Here is a 4,256-nt window from a genome sequence, read left to right on the forward strand (position 1 = left end):
ATGGCTTTAAGCGATCATGAATACGTGAATTTTTCGGAAGACTATGAGCTTAACTATCACCTACGCAAGGTGAACAAGCAGGAATCCATAGCAAACCGCTCCACGCTTCGCACGATGGGCGCAGAGCTGAAAGCCCGCCTGGGTAAAACCTTCCTGACGCACAAAGAATTCCATGCGTACATACTGACCCAGATTCACCGGCTGAGCTGACAGCCGCTGTAATAAATCAGGCTGACCATGCCAGCCAGCCTGATTTAACATAAGACTACTTACCGGCACCGCCGCAGCCGCCCTCAGCGCGGATCTGGCGCAGACGGGTTGTTTCCGGCAACTTTCTCCAGCTATACCGACGAAGATCGCCCCTGATAAGTTCTGCGTATTTGCATGGCTATGCACGGACATGCCTGGCTGGAATTTTAGCCGCTAAAATCCTGCGGAACCCTCAAAAGCACGACTGAATCTCGCGAATAACGGCTCACGGGCGCGCAGTTTACTGTGCGATCGTGAGCCGCCAGGCGCGGCAGGAATATCGTCAAAGGGGTCGGATTTAACGAGGAGGGACCGGAGTCCCTGGCGGGTGTCGGGCGGAGCCTGACCAAGAGGATTTGGCGTGCCGGCGGTACTCCAAAGACACATCTTGTCCCGCTGTTTTGTGGCGCCGGCGGAGCGGCGGTGGCCACAAAACATTTCCTGTCCACGTCAGTTGCTGTTCGCCCGCTTCTGGTGATAAGCCAGTATCTCAGCACGCCCTTCGTCATAGCTGAGCTCACCGGAAATAATGCGCGCCTTTACGGACTCATAGATCGGCGTTCCGGACGGATCCATGCCTTCAAGCCTGAGAGAAGCCTCAGCCTTACGGAATCCGGTTAAGCGCAGTTGCAGTGCTCGATCATCAGCCATGGTTTTTCCTTTGAGCAGTCATGCGAATAAGGCAGGCATAAAGTGGGCCCACTTTACATGTCCTGCCCGGATGTTGCCGTTGTATAGCTGTGCAGGCAAAAGTGGAAAACGACAGGAAACCGTTGCAGCAGCATGTGTAATGAGAGAGGAAATGCGTGTACTGAGCGACACGAGCCCTGTTCAGCATTACAGATATTACGCTTCCTCGGTCATTCGCTCACTTCGTTCGGTCATGACGCTGCGGCGAGCGTTACCTGCTCAGGAAGAAGGCCATGACGGAGAGTGTAAGAGGGCAGAGGAGTTGCCGGTTTTCCATAGGCTTCGCCCTCCTGATGAGTTTCACAAAAATCAGTCGATTTCCGGTGCTCAAATCAGAAGTGGCGAAACCTGACAGGACTTAAAGATCCCCACCGTTTCCGATGGGTCGCTCCCTCGTGCGCTCTCCTGTTCCCACCATGAGGTTTACCCGTTGCAGACCGCCGTAAGGTGGCGTTTTCTCATTCCTACCCATGCAACTGAGTTCCTTTTAGGTGGTTCGCTCCAAGCTGGGCTGTATGCACGAACTCCCCGTTCAACCCGACTGCCGCGCACTACCCAGGTAACTGTACTCTTGAATCCAATCCTGGAAGACACGAACGATCGCCAAAGGCGGCAGCCAATGGCAACTGAGTAGGGGAGAGAGTCTTGAGTGATTAGCTGCTTACAGCTACACTGGCAGGACATAGATTTGGTGACTCGTCGCCCTTACGACAGTTACCCGGCTCATAAACTTGCCCGTTTAGTGAGCCTTGAAAAAGCCACCTTGCCCGGTGGCTTTTTTCTTTCTGAACAACAAAGTAATACGGGCATGCGTTTAGCGTCAACGCATGCCCGTACTGCTACTCAACCATAGCGATGCCCGACATCATCATTGGCTGGGGCCATTGATGATAAGGTACGCAATACCTCCTCGTACCCATGGACGTTAATTAATCGCTTCAAACAAAGGTTATCTCTGCGCATCAATTTAATGAACGCTTCATGCTCACGGCGGGAGATAACCTCTTCCGGTTGCTCTAACAACTCATCAAGATCTACCGAAGAAATCGTGTAGCGCGCCTGCAACGCAACCGCACCAGTATCGGATTTCGTATGGATTTTCTGCCGAGAGATCGGAAGGAAAAATTTGTTTTCCAACACATCGATAACCGAAGCAAGTTTCGTAACTTCGTAGTCGGATTCAACTCGATTACCCGCATTTGTCACACTTTTGCCGTCACATAAGGCAGCAAATACTGTGGCTTGTGAATCACACATATCATTGATATGCGCAATCATGGCAGGAGATTCAGAAAAGATAGAAGAGAGTTTGCGACGAGCAATTTCGGGTGGGTAATCAAAAGTAACCTTAGCCATTTTTCACCTCCGAAGAAAAGAAGATCTCGGAAGTAATAGAAAGAACATGGCATACACAGAGATTACTTTTTGCGCCCAAGGAATGGACACGGTGATAGGCAAACATAGTTGCACCTTAGGCCTTGTAGGCCAGCAAAGGAAAAAGGGTTTTGCTAACTAGGCGTGAGCTGGTTAGGCCCGCAGATGGGTTAAATCTGCCGTTGCTGGGATTCTACCACAGCAAAATAAAACGTAGAAACATCAACATTCTGATGGCCAGTTTTTATTAGGTACAAAAAAACCCGCTTCCTTTGCTAGTAGCGGGTTTTTCTGTGAAGGATTCACCTTCGATAGAAGCCATTTCAGGCCCCAGCAAATAGCCACCACAGCTATTCACTTATATTTTCTTTGTCGGCCACCACAGCCAACGACCGGGATGATAAGGCTCAAGAACCCGTAGGTAAATACTGTATAAAACCCAAGCGACCCCCAATAACTGTCATTTGAGATCCTCAATGAATATACAGTCAAATGAACGTGTAAGAGCCAGCATTGAATTTTTTTTTAAAATAGCTATCCGGATGTACTGCAAATAACGTCGCCTTAGAGTGGCCACTCAGCTCGGTAAAATGGACGTTTTTTTTTAACGTTTTTATCTATTAGAAAGATCTACACTGATCTGTAAAATCTATATGCGAATTTTTTTTCAATATTATTAGTAAGTTAAACAACCATAATAAGGATCTAGAGGGATCTGGGTGAGGAATTGAAAAAATGCTGCCGGATTTACCACAAAACAACAACACCTCGCCATCATCGAGCGCACCTACTGGTAAATAGTTAGCACGATCACAATAACAGCATTTATAGTTAATATACTAATAGTAACCTTGGTTATCATTATTGCATCGAAAGCACACAGGCTTTCAACCATATAACCCAAGGATAAAGACCATGAAAACCATCAAAGCAATGTCTATCGCCGCCGTAGCCGCTCTTTCACTGATGTCAGCAGCCAGCTTCGCGCAGAGCGTTACCGCAACGTCCCTGACACTGGACGGTGCAGAAGCCAAAATCGCCGCGCAGGCGCAGCAGAACGGTCAGCAGTACAAAATCATTGAGGCCAGCAACGGCAACGTCGTTCACATGACGGCTGAGCTGTACAAATAACGGATGGTCGCAAAAGGAAGTGCCAGAAGAGGTCGCCCACGGGCGGCCTTTTTTGTGTCTGAACCCGGCACACGGCCGAATTAAACATAACATCTCACCTGCCGCGCATGAAAAAGCCCGCGTAGCGGGCTTTATTCGTAGACATCACGCCGATGTCCTATCGTCGCGGCAAGAATCACCAGTTCGTCATCTCTGATTTCACATAGGATTCGATAATCACCGACACGGTAACGCCAGAATTCACCAAGCTCCCCCTTGAGCGGTTTTCCTGACTGACGCGGATCGTCCGAAACAGCAATGCGCATGTCCATAAAATCCACTATTCGTCGCGCATTCTGCTTATCCATCTTACGTAACGCTTTCAGTGCACGGTCAGAGTAATTAATCGTCCAGACCAAGTGACTTCCTCACGTCTTCGGACGAATGCACGAATTCCTCTCCGCGCCTTATACGTGTAACGGTTTCCGCCGCTAGGTAATAATCTTCTAAATCTTCCAGATGAGTCAGGATCGCTTCCCGCGCGTAGAACGTCTTTGTCCTGCCCGTTTGTTTTGCCAGCGAGTCGAGTCTTGACTCGATTTCATCAGACAGCCGGATAGCTAACATTCCAACCTCCCAAACACTATTTGCTATACACGTATAGCATCATACCTCAATTCCGCCAGAAATACAGAAACCGATGGCAATCAGCCTACGAAAACCCTTTGCATAATTGTGATCTAAACAAGAAATAGAAGGTTGTAGACGGCACCAAAAAACCACACATTAATAGTGGGTATATACCCGATACTGATTTTGAAAAGGACTGCAAA

General features: G+C 48.8%; 6 protein-coding genes. 2 read left to right on the forward strand and 4 right to left on the reverse strand.

The window, feature by feature from the left end; genetic code table 11:
• Complete coding sequence (locus tag PO881_RS24070; RefSeq protein WP_280173496.1) at nt 1–210, forward strand: hypothetical protein; 210 nt, start codon at nt 1–3, stop codon at nt 208–210.
• A gap of 489 nt (nt 211–699) precedes the next feature.
• On the opposite strand, the gene PO881_RS24075 is transcribed toward PO881_RS24070, so the two are convergent.
• Complete coding sequence (locus tag PO881_RS24075) at nt 700–900, reverse strand: antitoxin VbhA family protein (RefSeq protein ID WP_280173497.1); 201 nt, start codon at nt 898–900, stop codon at nt 700–702.
• An 882-nt stretch (nt 901–1,782) separates the two neighbouring features.
• Nucleotides 1,783–2,295, reverse strand: coding sequence for a hypothetical protein (locus tag PO881_RS24080; protein ID WP_280173498.1), 513 nt, complete (start codon nt 2,293–2,295; stop codon nt 1,783–1,785).
• A gap of 933 nt (nt 2,296–3,228) precedes the next feature.
• Between PO881_RS24080 and PO881_RS24085 the strand changes: the two genes are divergently transcribed.
• A complete protein-coding gene (locus tag PO881_RS24085; protein WP_280173493.1) occupies nt 3,229–3,444 on the forward strand; it encodes a YdgH/BhsA/McbA-like domain containing protein in 216 nt (71 codons plus the stop codon).
• Between the two features lie 131 nt (nt 3,445–3,575).
• Here the strand turns inward: PO881_RS24085 and PO881_RS24090 are convergent, their stop codons facing one another.
• The gene (locus PO881_RS24090; RefSeq protein WP_280173494.1) at nt 3,576–3,842 is read right to left on the reverse strand and encodes a type II toxin-antitoxin system RelE/ParE family toxin; all 267 of its coding nucleotides are present in this window, start codon (nt 3,840–3,842) and stop codon (nt 3,576–3,578) included.
• A complete protein-coding gene (locus tag PO881_RS24095) occupies nt 3,826–4,050 on the reverse strand; it encodes a DUF6290 family protein (protein ID WP_280173495.1) in 225 nt (74 codons plus the stop codon). Before PO881_RS24095 ends, PO881_RS24090 begins: the two co-directional genes overlap by 17 nt.
• Nucleotides 4,051–4,256: the final 206 nt, after the last annotated feature.

The organism is Pantoea sp. SS70, from assembly GCF_029866845.1.
Classification (GTDB): domain Bacteria; phylum Pseudomonadota; class Gammaproteobacteria; order Enterobacterales; family Enterobacteriaceae; genus Pantoea; species Pantoea leporis.